This window comes from Marinomonas sp. GJ51-14 (assembly GCF_055808695.1).
The window spans coordinates 3,645,447-3,660,140 of the sequence record NZ_CM147879.1 but is presented as its reverse complement, the minus strand read 5'-3'; the positions used below and the strand labels follow the sequence as shown (position 1 = coordinate 3,660,140).

General features: G+C 39.3%; 15 protein-coding genes and 1 pseudogene. 7 read left to right on the top strand and 9 right to left on the bottom strand.

What is annotated here, in order from left to right; all coding sequences use genetic code 11:
• Positions 1-28 precede the first annotated feature (28 nt).
• Positions 29-856, top strand: coding sequence for a 5'-nucleotidase, lipoprotein e(P4) family (locus tag AC0L3Y_RS17665; RefSeq protein ID WP_473467060.1), 828 nt, complete (start codon positions 29-31; stop codon positions 854-856).
• Positions 857-894: 38 nt separating this feature from the next.
• On the opposite strand, the gene AC0L3Y_RS17660 is transcribed toward AC0L3Y_RS17665, so the two are convergent.
• The gene (locus tag AC0L3Y_RS17660; protein WP_473467058.1) at positions 895-2,325 is read right to left on the bottom strand and encodes an SLC13 family permease; all 1,431 of its coding nucleotides are present in this window, start codon (positions 2,323-2,325) and stop codon (positions 895-897) included.
• A gap of 128 nt (positions 2,326-2,453) precedes the next feature.
• Here AC0L3Y_RS17660 and AC0L3Y_RS17655 point away from each other — a divergent pair, with 128 nt between their 5' ends.
• Complete coding sequence (locus tag AC0L3Y_RS17655; RefSeq protein WP_473467056.1) at positions 2,454-2,816, top strand: Fis family transcriptional regulator; 363 nt, start codon at positions 2,454-2,456, stop codon at positions 2,814-2,816.
• Positions 2,817-2,839: 23 nt separating this feature from the next.
• On the opposite strand, the gene AC0L3Y_RS17650 is transcribed toward AC0L3Y_RS17655, so the two are convergent.
• The 4 genes from AC0L3Y_RS17650 to rsgA all read right to left on the bottom strand — a co-directional run bounded on the left by AC0L3Y_RS17650 (position 2,840) and on the right by rsgA (position 7,896).
• Entirely contained in the window at positions 2,840-3,883 is a 1,044-nt protein-coding gene (locus AC0L3Y_RS17650) for a hypothetical protein (protein ID WP_473467054.1), read from the bottom strand.
• A 219-nt stretch (positions 3,884-4,102) separates the two neighbouring features.
• Positions 4,103-4,633, bottom strand: a complete 531-nt coding sequence (gene hemG, locus AC0L3Y_RS17645) for a menaquinone-dependent protoporphyrinogen IX dehydrogenase (RefSeq protein ID WP_473467052.1) — start codon at positions 4,631-4,633, stop codon at positions 4,103-4,105.
• A 201-nt stretch (positions 4,634-4,834) separates the two neighbouring features.
• On the bottom strand, positions 4,835-6,712 hold the full coding sequence (locus tag AC0L3Y_RS17640) for a cation:proton antiporter domain-containing protein (protein ID WP_473467050.1): 1,878 nt from the start codon (positions 6,710-6,712) through the stop codon (positions 4,835-4,837).
• Positions 6,713-6,918: 206 nt separating this feature from the next.
• Complete coding sequence (gene rsgA / locus AC0L3Y_RS17635; RefSeq protein WP_473467048.1) at positions 6,919-7,896, bottom strand: GTPase RsgA; 978 nt, start codon at positions 7,894-7,896, stop codon at positions 6,919-6,921.
• Between rsgA and AC0L3Y_RS17630 the strand changes: the two genes are divergently transcribed.
• Together AC0L3Y_RS17630 and AC0L3Y_RS17625 are read left to right on the top strand one after the other, a co-directional pair.
• A complete protein-coding gene (locus AC0L3Y_RS17630) occupies positions 7,896-8,054 on the top strand; it encodes a hypothetical protein (RefSeq protein WP_473467046.1) in 159 nt (52 codons plus the stop codon). The two genes, rsgA and AC0L3Y_RS17630, sit on opposite strands and share 1 nt — an antisense overlap.
• A 483-nt stretch (positions 8,055-8,537) precedes the next feature.
• Positions 8,538-8,810, top strand: coding sequence for a hypothetical protein (locus AC0L3Y_RS17625; protein ID WP_473467043.1), 273 nt, complete (start codon positions 8,538-8,540; stop codon positions 8,808-8,810).
• A 111-nt stretch (positions 8,811-8,921) separates the two neighbouring features.
• Here the strand turns inward: AC0L3Y_RS17625 and AC0L3Y_RS17620 are convergent, their stop codons facing one another.
• Positions 8,922-10,271 carry a sigma-54 interaction domain-containing protein gene (locus AC0L3Y_RS17620; protein WP_473467039.1) on the bottom strand — a complete coding sequence of 450 codons (1,350 nt, stop codon included), beginning with the start codon at positions 10,269-10,271 and terminating at the stop codon, positions 8,922-8,924.
• A 169-nt stretch (positions 10,272-10,440) separates the two neighbouring features.
• Between AC0L3Y_RS17620 and AC0L3Y_RS17615 the strand changes: the two genes are divergently transcribed.
• Positions 10,441-10,944 (top strand): hypothetical protein, encoded by a 504-nt coding sequence (locus AC0L3Y_RS17615; protein ID WP_473467036.1) that lies wholly within the window; start codon positions 10,441-10,443, stop codon positions 10,942-10,944.
• 103 nt (positions 10,945-11,047) lie between these two features.
• Here the strand turns inward: AC0L3Y_RS17615 and AC0L3Y_RS17610 are convergent, their stop codons facing one another.
• Both AC0L3Y_RS17610 and hisA read right to left on the bottom strand, forming a co-directional pair.
• A complete protein-coding gene (locus tag AC0L3Y_RS17610; RefSeq protein ID WP_473467034.1) occupies positions 11,048-11,773 on the bottom strand; it encodes a hypothetical protein in 726 nt (241 codons plus the stop codon).
• A 213-nt stretch (positions 11,774-11,986) separates the two neighbouring features.
• Positions 11,987-12,749 (bottom strand): annotated as a pseudogene (gene hisA, locus AC0L3Y_RS17605) (phosphoribosylformimino-5-aminoimidazole carboxamide ribotide isomerase).
• A 181-nt stretch (positions 12,750-12,930) separates the two neighbouring features.
• Here hisA and arfB point away from each other — a divergent pair.
• Complete coding sequence (gene arfB / locus AC0L3Y_RS17600) at positions 12,931-13,344, top strand: alternative ribosome rescue aminoacyl-tRNA hydrolase ArfB (protein WP_473467031.1); 414 nt, start codon at positions 12,931-12,933, stop codon at positions 13,342-13,344.
• Between the two features lie 8 nt (positions 13,345-13,352).
• Positions 13,353-13,541, top strand: coding sequence for a DUF1289 domain-containing protein (locus AC0L3Y_RS17595; RefSeq protein WP_473467028.1), 189 nt, complete (start codon positions 13,353-13,355; stop codon positions 13,539-13,541).
• Positions 13,542-13,880: 339 nt separating this feature from the next.
• Here the strand turns inward: AC0L3Y_RS17595 and AC0L3Y_RS17590 are convergent, their stop codons facing one another.
• A complete protein-coding gene (locus tag AC0L3Y_RS17590) occupies positions 13,881-14,486 on the bottom strand; it encodes a carboxymuconolactone decarboxylase family protein (RefSeq protein ID WP_473467023.1) in 606 nt (201 codons plus the stop codon).
• Between the last annotated feature and the right edge of the window lie 208 nt (positions 14,487-14,694).

Genomic DNA, 14,694 nt, shown 5'->3' with positions numbered 1-14,694 from the left:
AAATTTAGATGTTACTAAGGAATTTTTAATGTTTTCTATCCAGTCTCGTACCTTCATGCTATCCGCTGCATTATTAATAGGCAGTTTTTCACTTCCTGTCTTTTCCCATGATACTGAATATTCTAATCAAGATTTAAATGAACAATTAGTCATGTCTACTTTGTGGATGCAAGCCTCTGCAGAATACAAAGCCTTGTCTTATCAAGCATTCAATTTGGCGCAAATGCAGTTCGACCGATATCGTAGCGAACACAAAGGTAGTAAAAAAATTGCTGTGGTTGTGGATGCGGATGAAACTGTTATCGATAACAGCGCTTACCAAGCTTGGCTGATCGGTAAAAACTTCGGCTATTCAAGCAAATCATGGGGTGAATGGATGGATGCGGGAGAAGCCAAAGCTATGCCTGGTGCGACAGAATTTTTGAACTATGTTGCTAGTAAAGGCGGTGAGGTTTTTTACATAACAAATCGTAAAATATCGGGTTTAGACGGAACTCGCAAAAATCTGAAAGCGTTAGGTTTTCCAAATGTAGATGATGCGCATTTGATGCTCAGAGAGTCGACCAGTAATAAAAAGCCTCGCCGTGATGCGATAACAGAAAACTACGATATTGCATTATTAATGGGGGACAACTTAAATGATTTCTCCAATGATTTTAAAGATAAAAACCTAGCAGAGAGTGATGCTACGGTAGAGATAAATAAAGCACTGTTTGGTACCAAATTTATTATGTTACCAAACCCAGGTTATGGCGATTGGGAAGGCAAAATTTATGCGGGAAAGTGGGGGGCAACGCCAGCTGAAAAAGACAAAATGCGTAAGTCTAAATTGCGTGTTTGGCAGCCAACAGAGTGATTTTTTATTCTCTCTGTCTTTTCAATAAACTTAATTCACTAAAAGACAGAGAGAATATGCCACCATAAAAAATTTATTGGAATTAGAATAAAGCTAGAAAACACAAAGGTCGCAACACAGACTTTTGTGACCGCTTTAATGGATATGTTTCCAATGGCGATAGCGGTAATTAATGGCGCGGTTTGATAGGGGAATAATGGGTTTGAAAATGCCATTACCTGAGACATTAAAACGGCATCAAATGATAATCCAGTAATTTCTACTAGGTGTTCTGTCATTGGAGTCATGAGCGCAGGAACACCAGGAAGATTCACCACTAAAGCCACACAAGTAGAAATGAATGTCAGCAAACTAAGGTTCAATATAGGTGAGTCTGGTGAGAAAGGAACCACAGTGGTTAGGTAGTTCACCAATATTTCACCAAGACCGGAATAACCCATAATTGCACTGAGTCCGATGATACCTGCGGAAAATACGAGCGTACTGTATTGAATGCCTTTATCAATGCAGGCTTTATCAGTTAACCCCAATTTTGGTAGCAAACAAATTGTGGCCGCAGCTAAGCCTACCCAACCTGCAGAAATATGATGAATAGAGTCCGTGAACCAGAATGCAAAACAGACTGATAGGATGAACAAAAGACGTTTCTCGGTTTTCTTTAAACTTTGTGTTTCCGTTTTGGTTTCTATTTTACTTGATGTTGCTGGATCGGTATCTGGAAATAACCACAACACGGCTAAGATAACAGCCAGTAACTTGCCTAATCCTAGAACAGGAAAGTGCAAACTTAGATACTCCCAATAGGAAAGCGGTGTGTTATAAAGTGCCTCCGCCATTCCTGATAGCAACATATTTGGCGCATTAGCAGGCAAGATAGAAAAGGTTGGTAGAAAGGTGCCAAACGCAGCAGAAAGTAACATACCTTTGCGACCGTTTGATTCTTGAGTGTAACCAAAATGATCCGCTAAAGAGGCTACAATAGGAATGATTAATACAACTCGACCGATAGCGGAAGGAATAAAAAATGCCAAAATCATCGAGCATAAGGCCAGCTTAATAATAGTGCCACGATAGCTGTTACCGAGAATTCTTGAGAGCAAATAGGTTACTCTGGAATTTAAACCTGTATGGACAATAGCAGCACCAAATATCATTCCGCTAAAAAGCAGCCAAAAGGTAGAGGAATGGAACCCAGAAAAAATCACCTGACTTGGTGCTATTTGTGTGGCTGTTGCGAATGCAAATAAGGCCAATGCAGGCCAAAAAGCAGGTAACACTGAGGTTGCCCAAGAAGAAATACAGAAAAATAATGCCCCTGAAACTAACGCCTGTTGCATAGTAAGAAATTGACTTGTTACGACACCAACTGAAATACTTAAAGTAAAGATGAGATATAAAGGCCAGTTCAGTTTTTTAGTTGTTTTGGCTAAATGTATAGCCGTTTTAGGCGTAGGATTTTTCTGGCTCATTAGAAGCGTCTTCCTATGATGTATGAGAATCGCTTTATTTTGTCATGTTTAATAAATACAAATCTATTTGTTTATGGAAAGAGAGATCAGATACTCTTCACCATTGAATGGCGTTAAGTGGAAATACTATGAAAAAGACCGATAAGAAAATAGAAAAAGCACTTCGTGATGGACTAACAGAAGTGTGTGAAAAAGCATTGGGTTCGGTACAAGGCTTTGTATGGCTCACGCATTTAGTGAACTTTAACGATTTCCCCAATTCGTTGAAGATTATTTGCGTGTTTGAAGAGGACAGAGATCTGTCTAATTTGTTTGATTCGAAGCAAGATGACTATCTACGCCACCTTATTGATAGTGAATTGAAAGCGGTGAATCTTTCAATAAAAACGCTTCATCAGCAAATAGACTTTGATACTGAAGAAGCGTGTCAGCGCTCCCATAGTGGCAAATGGAATGACCGCTTAAACAATGCTCCAAAATATAGGCATTAAAAAACGTATTTTAAACTCAGGCACTAGCAAAAGCCTTTTGGCAAAAAACCTTCCAATAGCTCTATATTCTTAAAAGATTCAGCAAGTCTGACCTTCTGTTGATCCAGTTTTATATTTGGCGCACGAGATTCATCAACAGAGCAATTGTGTTCGCTGATGAGCCTTTTGCCTTCTTCATTTAATGTGTTTGCATTAATGAAACGAGTATTAATAGAAAACTCACCGATACTGCGCAAGTCGTGTTCTCGACTGAAGCGATTAAAACCATTGAAGGTAAAATGTTTTTCAACGTAGCGATCGCTTAGTTGAATTAGGGTATCCATTAGAGCGTAAAGTAACTCGTTGACAGAAGATGATTGTAAAACCAAGGTGCATTCGATGCCATGCAACTCAGAAAACTCAATACTTTTGTCTTGTTCTTTGTTACCAATATTAAACATGATATCCACAAGTACATTACCATTTCGACGGTGTACAAGATCGATACATTGGATTTTAGTTTGATCAAAGCGTAACGAATCTAAAATAGTTTGTACTGATTCAATCGTTATCGTTTGCTCTTCCTGTGATGATTGGAAAAGGCTGCGGCATTCTGCCATCAAGGGCAAATCATGATGACTGTTAAAAGGTGTACTGACTTTATCGCCGTCCAAAGACCTTAGTGTCACAAGTTCACGTATTTCATGTTCACGAGCTTTTTTCAAAGCCAGAAACACAGTCTGAATGATTTCTGATGTTGGGAGATTTGGTTCTACACGCCATTTTCGACCATAGACAATTTTCTTTGCTCGTGCAGGGTTATTTCGTTGGTAGTTTTCTCGGCCAATAATGCCTACTTGGATAAAAAGACCTTGTTCATCTTCGGCACAAAAAACAGGATAATGATTCGAAAAGCTGATGTGATGAAGAATCGATTCAACACTTTCTAATGAATGGTTGTATCCATAAAAATGCTGCGGTACACAGCTTTGGCCACTAGGCAAATTCACGATAGGCGCAGAAATCAAGCAGTATTCACCTAGAGCAATATAGCTGCCTGTATCTTGTAGAGTCTTATGTGTAGTCATCCGATTCTCTGCTTCAATTGTCTGTTTCAATTGTTTTTTTAAATGGCGCGATATAAAAATCATTTCTGAACGTCATTTTATAATCTTTGCTTGCCTTCATTGTCTTACGAACAAAATGACAGATTGGATTACAATAAATAAGCCAAAAATATAAAAAGACCCTTCTGCTAAGAAGAGCCTTTCAAAGTGTTATTTTTAAATATTACTAATACTGGTTTTTTATGACATTTTGACGACAGCGTTGGCAAACTGATCGACACTTTCCCAGTTGGTAAATTCAATGTTTGTTGTTGGGTCAGTTGGCCCTTTTGTCATCCACATAATGAAACGAATCATATTGCGATCAATGAAGCCGTATTTTTGATAATCCAATTTACCTGCAAAAACACCTTGTAAGCTTGGCAGCCAATCCAATTGAGCCAAAAATTTAATAATGTATGGGTTTGTATCAGGCTGGCATTTTTCTGGTTTTCGAGCAACAAGGTTCACTGTATAAAACGCAGAAGGTTTGCTTTCTAGCGTGGTTTTATTTTGCTCGATAAAATCAGCCACCACTTTTTGGTGTTTGCCATAACGAATGCTGGCACCAATGACGATTTTGTCGTGTGACCCCAAAGTATCAGCCGTTATTTCTTCAATCGGTAATAACGTCACTGTTTGACCTTGTGCCTGGATGATTTCTTGCATCTTAAGGCTGATTTTTCTGGTATGACCATCCGTAGTTGAGTAGATAAGCAAAGTCGTCGACATAAGGTTCACAAAGCAGCCTTGGTTTATTTTAAAGTAATTGAAAGATTCAAAGTCATTAAAAAGTATAGAGTGATTGTTATAAACACTCATAGAGACAGTGTCAAAACTCGTTTGTTATTTAGTGAGGATATTCTTATTTCTTAGGATATTTAAAATCGCTTTCAAGTCGCCGTTTAGTAATAGCTTTTTAAAGACAATATTTTATTGACCGTCTTCCTGTGCATCTTGGATTTGTCTCATTTTTTCTTTTAGCTCTGGGTTTTTCTGGGCAAGGTATTTTTTGAGCCTTCTAATAAAGGCTTTATTTTCGTGGAAAGGGACGCCAATTTGATGGGCATCAGCGACGTCTACCATGGAATTTTTATCATGTTGGTTAAACACTTCAACCATTTTCTCTGACTTTTCTGGTGATATCCCTAAAGCCTGAAATGCAGAGCGTCCCATTCGTAAACTGCTATCATAGTTTTCTCGAATAATATCTCGGCAACCTAGAGCCCATAAATCATATACATGATTGTTATCAAATGCGCGGGCAATGATGTGCAAGTGTGGGTAATTCACAGTCGCGTATTTCACCAGCTTAGTAATTTGTTCAGGGTCGTCGATGGCAATAATCAATAAAGATGCTTCTTCGATGCCTGCTGCATGCAATAGATCTGGTCGTGTGGCATCACCGAAATAATTTTTCACATCAAACTGTTCAAGAGCTTGAAGCCGTTTCACACTAAAATCAATCACAGTTGAATGATGATTGGCTAATCGCAGAATGCTATCGATGGTACTACCGACTCGACCAGAGCCCGCAATAATGATTTTGTTTTCATCTGGCATTTCATCATAATTTGACGCAGTTTGATCGGTGGCAAAGCGCGGCGCAATAACACGATCATAAATAATGAATAAGATAGGTGTGAGTAACATGGAAAGGGCAACTACTAGCAATAAAGTGTCTGCGACTTCCTGAGAAATAACGGCATTACTGACGGTAAAAGACAATAAAACGAAGCCAAACTCACCCGCTTGAGCCAAGCCTAAAGCAAACAGCCATCGATCTGATCCACGAATTTTAAACATCCGACCTAGGAATAAAAGTGCTGCGGCTTTCACCAGAATCAAACCAAGGGTTAGACCAAGAATAGACAAGAAGTCATTGAATAATAGAGTGAAGTTAATGCCTGCACCCACTGTCATAAAAAACAAACCAAGCAATAAGCCTTTGAAAGGTAATATATCGCTTTCTAACTCATGTCGATAAGGTGAATTTGCCAATACAACGCCTGCCAGAAAGCTACCTAAAGCAGGAGATAAACCGACTAAAGACATTAGCAAGGTCGTACCAACTACAAGCATCAATGCCGTTGCCGTAAATAACTCTCGTAATTGTGCGACAGCGATATAGCGGAAAATGGGGGTTGCCAAGAAACTGCCGCCAAGTACCACAACGGCAATAGCGCCTATGGTAACCAAGGTGACTTGCCATGATTTCAAATTAGATAAAATGGATAAGGTGTCTGAGTGGGTTTCGATTTGTGCAACGGCAGTATGTTGCATTGCTTGGATCAATTCAGGGGACGCTAATAATGGAATAAAGGCTAAAATAGGAATAACAATAATATCTTGCGCCAATAACACTGAAAAAGAAGATTGTCCGCCATCGGACTTCATCAAGCCTTTCTCGTTCAATGTTTGAATCACAATAGCCGTAGAAGACAAGGCCAGCACCAAACCAATAGCAAGGCTGGTTCGCCAATCTTGATTCAATAAAAGTCCTAAACCCATCACCAAAAGGGCCGTCAAAGTCACTTGTCCGCCGCCTAAGCCGACTAACTTGGTTCGAAGAGCCCAGAGTTTTTTTGGATTTAGTTCTAAACCAACAAGGAACAACATCAAAATAACGCCGAGTTCAGCGAAATGCTGTATGGATTCAATATCTACATCAAGCAGAGACAGTAATGGACTGATGATAATGCCAGCAAGCAAATAACCTAATACTGAACCTAATCCCAATCGTGAGGCAATAGGAACAGAAATGATTCCTGCCATAAGGAAAATAAAGGTTAATAGAAGTGCGTCTGTCATTCTGTATGTTCCCTTGAGGAATAGAATTGAAAAAGCTTAAAGGATGTTGATTATACCTATTTCAAGAGTTGATAGGCGTGAATTAATTTTGAATTAGGAAGGAATTTAATAGGAATTACATTAAGAGTAAACAACGAAAAGCGGCGTATCTTTATACGCTGCTTTTCTGTGGCTGCTCTTTTTCTTGGTTCTCAAGTCTTTAAGAACTATTCAGCCGCGCTGTGTTTTCTAGCTCTAATGTCAGACTGCACGCTACGATAGAATTTTTCTTGCGGTTTAGATTTGATTTTTTTGCCATCGTCATAGTCTTCATTGCGAAGTAGCATAAAGTCAGCTACGCGATCAGCGTCTATTTTCTGGCTGGAGACAGCGAGTTTTATTGCACAACCAGGTTCACCTTGGTGGTGACAATCACTGAATCGACACTGCTTTTCTAACGCAAGGATATCTGAAAAATCAACAGTGGCATGATTATCGAATTCAGCAAGCTGAAGTTCACGAAGGCTCGATGTATCAAGTAATATCGCACCAGAAGGCATGATTTTTAACGAGCCAGAAGAGCCAATGACGATGGCTTCCTTATTGTCTTCCGTTGTTCTCATTAAAGTATTAATCAGAGCCGATTTGCCAGAACCAACAGAACCGAGTAGGGCGATGGTTTTGCCTTTCTTCAACAGCGGCAATAAGCAACTTACGCTGCTAGCATCTAGGGCATTAACGGTTTCTACGATGAGCAAAGGGTCGAGTTTTTCAACTAAAGCACGTTTGTCTGCCGCATCATCACAGGAATCGGCTTTTGTTAGAATCACAACCGCATCCGCTTGTGCTTCATGGGTAAGATCAAGGTAGCGTTTTATCAAGGCTAGATTAAAGTCTTGGTTCAACGCACAAACAATAAAAACGGTATCAACATTAGAAGCCGTGCTTTCAAATAAAGATCTTGATTCTAAAAGTCGTAAGAAACCGTTTTCGCTGTCAGTAACAATCCAATCGCCAACTGTCATGTTTGGCATGTCTGAATTGCCTTCTAAGGTGAATAAGCCAAACTCACTTATCAACTCATAGTGGTTCTCTTGTTGAGCACAGATACGTGCAATACGATTAGATTCTAAATCATCCAATGATAACTGTTGTTGAAAGTAAGCCTGCCAGCCTAAATCCAATAAACTAAACGTGGAACTCATTGATATTACCCCAGGCGAAAGTCGCCATCGTAAATGAGAAGCAAGCCGCTTCTATTAATACAACCGAACAAAGGCATGTTCTGGCTAAAATGTTTTACCAAGTTTTTATCTCTGTTCTTCGCCATAAAGGAAGTTATGGCAAAGAGCAGAAACATTAAGACACCGAATGCCAATAAAACATTATTAGTAGGTGCTATTTTTCGAGATTAGCACAGTGTTTACCTACCACAAACAGAAATATATCAGACTTCCGTAACCTTTTGTTTTACTGCAGTGGGTTGCTACTTAGAGTTTATTTATGGCTAGACTAAAACGGTTTTTGGGCTGTTTTGTTATGTATGAATAGGAGTGGAATTCATATTGTTTGCGTCTTTACAATTACTCGACGGAAACACTTACTGGGATTTTTTGTAAAAAGTACTTGTTGGGTGTTTTTGTGTTGATGGAAATACAATTGTTTCTTTTATTATTTCTTTATTTTTCAATTAGTTGTGTGTTTTTTTGAAAATTGGCACAAGCTTCGCAATAGGTTAACTGAAATCAACAAAAAGCACGGATGATTCGTCTGTTTTGATTGTTGAATTGATTACTTGGGAAGCTTCAGTACCCATATTTTTAAAACGAAAAGGAGATTTACCACAATGAATATTAAACGCACACTACTAAATACAGCTTTGGTTCTTGTTACTGCCGGTACATTGGCTGCATGTGGACAAGAATCAGAAGAAAACAAAGTAGAAGATACTTTGTCTAGTGCTGGTGAAACAGTAGAGCAAACAATCGACAATGCTGGTGAAGCTCTAAACAATGCCGGTAATGAAGCTCATGACACTATGACAGATGCTGGCAACGCGATTGAAGATGCTTGTGAAGAAGTAAAAGAAGGTGTTAACGCTACTAATACTGACTGCTAATCAGCAGTCAAAAAGTAAGAGGGCTGAAATATCAGTCCTCTTACTTATGTCACTTAGTGTAGATTTTTCATATAAAAAACAGTTTATGAAAAATAGATTAGAAAGCATGGATTAAAACGCCTTCATACTTTCGTATTTATCGAGCTTGTTATAAAGGGTTTTAACACTGATGCCTAATTGATGTGCTGTATCGGTTCTGTTGCCATTATTTTTCTTTAAGGTTTTCAGAATGGCGATTTTTTCAATGTCGTCCAAGCGCATTCCAAATGGTATACCAGCGGTTTTGTCTTGATCAACTTGATTATTTACATCATTGGTTATGAGGTGTTCTGGGCGAATGATGTCGTCCGCTAGAATGTAAGCTCGTTCAATGGCGTGTTTTAATTCGCGAACATTGCCAGGCCAAACATAGTGGTTAATTTTATCTAAGCTCTCTGTTGATAATTGTTTGTGTTGACCGTCTTGAGCGTTGCGATAGGCTAAGAAATGCTGTGCAAGACCGCAAGCGTCACCTTCTCTATCTCTTAATCTTGGTACCATGATAGGGAATTGGGCAAGACGAAAGTAAAGGTCTTCACGTAGAACTTCATCACGTATTGCATCATGTGGTGTGCGGTTGGTGGCCGCAATAATACGTACGTTAGCTGTTTTTACTTGCTGTGCGCCAACTGGCTTGTATTCACCGCTTTCTAATACTCTGAGAAGTTTTACTTGATGCTCATAAGGCATTTCAGTGACCTCATCTAGAAACAGGGTGCCGCCTTCTGCCTGCTCAAAAACACCTTGATGATCTTTATGTGCACCAGTAAATGCGCCTTTTACATGGCCAAATAGCTCACTGTCGATCAATTCTGGGCTTAATGCACCACAGTTGATAGCAACAAATGGAGCTTCGGCTCTTTGGCTAAACACGTGCAGGGTATTGGCTATTAGCTCTTTACCTGTGCCGCTTTCACCAATAATAAAAGCATTGGCTTTGGTGACTGCCACTTTACGAATGGTTTGGTATAAAGAATGCATAGCTGTTGAGGAGCCAACCAGGAATCCAAATTGATCTAAATAGCTGGTTTGTGTATTGATATTTTTTTTGGTAACGCTTAGTTCGCGAAAGACGTCGTCTAAAGAAGACTCAATCAGCTTGAAATGAAAAGGTGCGCGATAATGAAAACCAGCGCCTTTCTTCATCAGCTGATCCAGTATTGGGTCTGGTTCGCCTTGGCTGAAAAATAGAAATTCAGTTTGATATAAAACAGGGCTATGAACCAGTTCTTTTAATGGAACATCGTCTAATGAACTTACTTCAATCAGTGCTACATCACATTGTGCGAGAGTAAGTTGATCTAGCCAATTTTCACCTTGATGGCTGATATTGAGTTCGTATTGACGAACACTGTTTGAAGACAATAGATTTGAAGCTAATGATGGCTCTTGGATATGCATAAATAGCTTTGGTGAAGACATTATCATTTTCCCTGAATATATCGTAAAAAATCTCTGTAAGAGTGTAACGGGGCAATGAAATCACAGGGTTGAAGCTAGTAATAGACTTGTATAGGCGACTTTTCGTTAAACACGGCTTTAATCATACTTATTTGCACAAAGTTCACTCTTTTTTGAATGGAGACACGCGATGGTTGATGACTACGACTCAAATAAAAAAAACTCGAATCAAAATGGTTTAGTGGCACCTCAGTACTCCCATAGTGATTCACCTATTTTGTGTGACATGCTTTCAATGTGCTTTGATGGTTTTTTTGCCAACTCGTCTTTATGTGGACGTGTTAGCAATACATTAGATCGTCATGTATTTAAAAAGGTCTCTTCTTTATATCGACGTTTGGCAGAGCGTTTGTTGTATGGGGTTGGACGTTTACCTGAAGATACAGGAACCATGAACCCAGAGCCTGGTTATATTGCTACAGCTTATCTATCTGCGTTAAATGCATCCGACAAATACCTTCCTAACCGAGTGATGTCTGTCAATGGACAAGTTGTAAAACGAATTAGTAGGCTGGTGCAAAAACTGAAGAATCGATTATTTGCCAACATGATTGTGGATTATCTAGCCTGTATTCAAATGGTATTAGACAATGTAAAACACCAGAGAATGTCAGCGAAACTTACTAAAAGGTAAGACATGAAAAATAATAAGGCTAAAAGCATAATGTGCTTTTAGCCTATTGAAGTGAGAGCTTTAGAAAAGTAATCAGAATTTACTAAAATAAATTCAGAAAAGATTATTTACTGTTTACAACACGGTAATCTAGCTTACCAACAATAGATCCCAGATTGTCTTGGGTTGACACAGTAAAACTGGCGTTGTTTTTTTCTGTATTAGGGTTGATTGTGCCAATGATCTTGTCATTCACTATTAACTGATAGTTTTCAGAAAAGGTGATGTGTAAATCTTCAGATTGTGGATTTTCAAACAAGATATTTTCTTTTAAACGGATAACTCTTGTTTCTCCTCGAATCCATTGACCAACCAAAGGTTGAGCCTTGAACAATGAGTCTTGGTGGGTAATGGTTGCTTCCGATAAAAAAACACGTATTAAATCACCTTTAACAGCAAGTTTCTGGCGCTCATTAACACGGGCATTTAGTAGGGCGATATCAGTATTGGTTTTGCTCGTGTAACTACGTAGTCGTTGAACCATTGAATCGATATTTGTTGATTCTATATTTGTAGCAGGTAAATCGTCTGTTTTACCCGTGCGCTTTTTAAGCTCTGCGTAATTCGCTTCAGCCAACTCTTTTTGAGTCTCAAGTTGCGCTAAAGCATCTTGGTAGGCTTGATCATCTTTTGAAAGCGTTTTGTCTGAAGCTTCAATCGCGTCATTTATCTGAGTGTTTTGAGCAGCAGAATCTTCTTTTTTAGTAAGTTGGAAGTTTTCTAGAATTGGCATCGAGCACGCACTTAACAAGAGCGTCGCAAGTAAAAGGCCAGTACGAAGTATAAACATGTAAATAATCCTAGGATTAAGGAAAAATAAAATAAGTAACCAAGTATGAGGTATGGTGGATATTATGTCGAGTCGAAGTGTTTTTTACTCGAGCCTTGATTTGAGTAAACAATGAGCTAAGACAAACGTTTGTTTAGATATAAAGGTAAAGGAATAGGGTGAATGAAGCGTAAGAGGGAGCTCAAACGCTTATTCTTTAGTACAACTTAGATATTAACGCTGAGAGTTATTCCACAAAATACACTCATCCAGTGTTACACCTTTACCGCCAAAAATGTCTAAAGCACTACCAATGGTTAAATCGACTTTACCATCAGATAATTCATGGACACGTTTTAGATCCGCTAGAGAGCGCAGCACCGCCAGCGTAAGTCACAGCAACAGGGCAGCCTTGACCCAATAAACGCACCAAATCTTCATCAATGCCCGCCTGTAAGCCTTCAACATCGGCAGCATGAATAAGAAATTCATCACAATGGTCAGCAAGCTCAACAAGGTTTTCATGGTTTACTTGAGTTGATGTAACCGTTTGCCAGCGATCTGTAGCAATATACCAGCCATCTTCTGTGCGACGACAGCTCAAATCTAGTACCAAACGGTCAGTACCTGTTTCACGTTTAATTTTGTCTAAACGATCCCAAGAAAATTCGCCGTTTTCAAACAAATAAGAGGTGACAATGACGTGGGAAGCCCCCGCTTTTAAATAGCTCTCAGCGTTGCTGTTTTTGACACCACCACCAAACTGTAATCCATTTGGGTAAGCGCGAAGGGCGTTTAACGCTTCTTCCTTGTTGCCTTTGCCCAGAGCAATAACATGACCGCCGGTTAAACCTTGCTCGCGATACATGGTGGCATAATGCTCTGCATCGTACTCGCTAATAAAGTTTTCCTTGGCGCCTTTATCGTTCAGGCTACCACCTATAATTTGTTTAACCTTGCCTTGATGTAAATCGATACAAGGACGAAACTGAGTCACAAATAGCTCCTATTGATACTTAAATGTAAAAATTAATATGCCAAGATAAAAGCAGTAAAAATGGTAAAGAAGGCTGAGTATAGCCGATAAGTTACCGAGAAACGATGGATCAAAGCAAACACTAGGGAAGCCTGTTATAATCGCGGATTCACTTTCAATATAGAATCATAAAATACCTGTCATGTTGCAAATTTCCATCGCGGTAGCGATCCCAGATCACGAAATAGAACTCACCGCTATTCGAGCGCAAGGTGCTGGTGGACAAAACGTCAACAAGGTGTCTTCAGCCATCCATTTACGTTTTAACGTGGCAAACTCTTCTTTACCTGAATTTCACAAAGAACGTCTGCTTAGTCTAAAAGACTCTCGATTAACAAAAGACGGTGACATAGTCATTAAGGCCCAACAACACAGAACTCAAGAGCTGAATCGTGAAGATGCCTTGGCGCGTTTAAAAGAGTTGATCCTCGAAGCCATAAGAGTGCAAAAAGCACGCCGCCCAACCAAACCAAGTCGTTCATCCCAGAAAAAACGGGTAGATCAGAAAAAGCAAAAAGGACAAATCAAAAATCTAAGACGCAGTAATTGGGATTAAAAAACAGTATGAATAAAATCCCTGAAGACACAGTGAAAAGCCCTTGTACTCGCCACTGCACATTAAACGAAGATGATGTGTGTGTTGGCTGTTTTCGTACTTTAAACGACATCCTAAACTGGCAAGCTTCCAGCAACGAAGAAAAAATAAACATCCTATCTTCCGCTCAACAACGCCAACAAGATCTTAGTGTTTAAACTCTAGTCATTTCTTCGTTTCTTTTTTGTACGATCATCATAAAGTTAATTCCAATCGCTCGACATTGCTTTCAGATATTACCTTCGGGCATCGCCTTTATCCATTCCCTTTAAATATAGGCGTTCGCCTAGTCTGATATATTTTTTCACATCGAATATTCTAATGTAGGGATGATAAGCGCAGCGTAATCTGCCACGAAAGCGACGCTTTCATTTACACCCACAAACAGTTCCTTCCCCTTACTTCAAGGGGAAGGTTAGGATGGTGTATAGACCGACCACATCCTTTACAAAACAAACCGAGTACATAGTTTACATAAGTTAAATTGCCATGATCAATTAGGTATGATTCCAATTGTCTGGATCATCTGAATTATTGGGTGATAGACCAATAATGTCATCAACTGTATTAACTCCTAAACCAAGCACCGTTCGGTTGGCATAAGAAAAGTAACTAACTACCTGATTTATTTCTAAGATTTCACCGTCATCAATGCCTGCTTCTTGTAATGTCGTAACATCGTCACGCACCATATTAGCTGGCGTCAGTGTTAATTTTCTGGCGTATTCCATAATGGCCAATTGTGAACCATCAAAAGCTTGTTGCGGCTCATCATGACTAATCGCTTCTTTAATCTTCTCACTGCGTTCATCGTCTTTTAATAGACGCTTCATACCCGCAAAATGATGCTCGAAACAATAATGACAGCCATTAAGGTGGCTGACATACACACCACAGGCTTCGAGTAACCACTTATCAATTTTATTACCTGAATGATGAATGACGTTTTTATAAATCGCCATATGACCTTCCATGCTGTGCGGTCTAAGACTGTGAGCAAGCATGATATTGTCGACGTTGTTATCAGGGCCTTTCACACGGTCATAGAGCTTTTTCAGTTTTCCAGTTGCCGCTTCATAAGCAACAGTATTTATCCACGTCATGATTCATCCTATTTTAAATTGGGTTAATGCATCTAATAAAACCATACATCAATCAAGGTTCGTTGTGACAGCAAATATTCAGCTTACACACCTGAGGTCAAGTTTCTTCCCCTTTCACTCCAAGGGGAAGACGGAAGATGGGGTTGTGTCTGCGACTGTCACAAGACGAACTGTATTAATAGACAGTCTATTTTTTGAATAAGCCATA

Bases quoted from the DNA above. Each gene is read 5' to 3' on its own strand.
- AC0L3Y_RS17665 (WP_473467060.1), top strand. From the start codon at position 29: ATGTTTTCTATCCAGTCTCGTACCTTCATGCTATCCGCTGCATTATTA.
- AC0L3Y_RS17660 (WP_473467058.1), bottom strand. From the start codon at position 2,325: ATGAGCCAGAAAAATCCTACGCCTAAAACGGCTATACATTTAGCCAAA.
- AC0L3Y_RS17655 (WP_473467056.1), top strand. From the start codon at position 2,454: ATGAAAAAGACCGATAAGAAAATAGAAAAAGCACTTCGTGATGGACTA.
- AC0L3Y_RS17650 (WP_473467054.1), bottom strand. From the start codon at position 3,883: ATGACTACACATAAGACTCTACAAGATACAGGCAGCTATATTGCTCTA.
- hemG (WP_473467052.1), bottom strand. From the start codon at position 4,633: ATGTCGACGACTTTGCTTATCTACTCAACTACGGATGGTCATACCAGA.
- AC0L3Y_RS17640 (WP_473467050.1), bottom strand. From the start codon at position 6,712: ATGACAGACGCACTTCTATTAACCTTTATTTTCCTTATGGCAGGAATC.
- rsgA (WP_473467048.1), bottom strand. From the start codon at position 7,896: ATGAGTTCCACGTTTAGTTTATTGGATTTAGGCTGGCAGGCTTACTTT.
- AC0L3Y_RS17625 (WP_473467043.1), top strand. From the start codon at position 8,538: ATGAATATTAAACGCACACTACTAAATACAGCTTTGGTTCTTGTTACT.
- AC0L3Y_RS17620 (WP_473467039.1), bottom strand. From the start codon at position 10,271: ATGTCTTCACCAAAGCTATTTATGCATATCCAAGAGCCATCATTAGCT.
- AC0L3Y_RS17615 (WP_473467036.1), top strand. From the start codon at position 10,441: ATGGTTGATGACTACGACTCAAATAAAAAAAACTCGAATCAAAATGGT.
- AC0L3Y_RS17610 (WP_473467034.1), bottom strand. From the start codon at position 11,773: ATGTTTATACTTCGTACTGGCCTTTTACTTGCGACGCTCTTGTTAAGT.
- arfB (WP_473467031.1), top strand. From the start codon at position 12,931: ATGTTGCAAATTTCCATCGCGGTAGCGATCCCAGATCACGAAATAGAA.
- AC0L3Y_RS17595 (WP_473467028.1), top strand. From the start codon at position 13,353: ATGAATAAAATCCCTGAAGACACAGTGAAAAGCCCTTGTACTCGCCAC.
- AC0L3Y_RS17590 (WP_473467023.1), bottom strand. From the start codon at position 14,486: ATGACGTGGATAAATACTGTTGCTTATGAAGCGGCAACTGGAAAACTG.